The sequence below is a fragment of the Exiguobacterium sp. E17S genome (assembly GCF_057772545.1).
In genome coordinates, this window is record NZ_JBYLRU010000022.1 from 1 (window position 1) to 324 (window position 324).

At 46.3% G+C, this 324-nt stretch carries 1 rRNA gene; it reads right to left on the reverse strand.

The annotated features are described in order from the left end of the window. Positions 1 to 130: 130 nt before the first annotated feature. Positions 131 to 324: ribosomal RNA gene (locus AC3B4V_RS16260) — 23S ribosomal RNA — on the reverse strand; the annotation flags it as partial.

A 324-nucleotide genomic window follows, 5' to 3' on the forward strand; every position in this document is an offset into this window, starting at 1 on the left:
GTGTGACCACTTGGCTATCGCCACCAGACATTTATTATCTTAACATTATGTTCACATAACGTCAAGACTTTTTTTCGTTTTTTTGAAAGGCTCGCGCCCTCAAAACTGAAGTCATCAACAATGCATCTGCTAGAACAAGGCCTCGACCGATTAGTATCACTCAGCTCCACATGTCACCATGCTTCCACCCGTGACCTATCTACCTCATCGTCTCTGAGGGGTCTTTCTTGATTACTCAAAGGGAAATCTCATCTTGGAGGGGGCTTCATGCTTAGATGCTTTCAGCATTTATCCCGTCCGCACGTAGCTACCCAGCGATGCTCC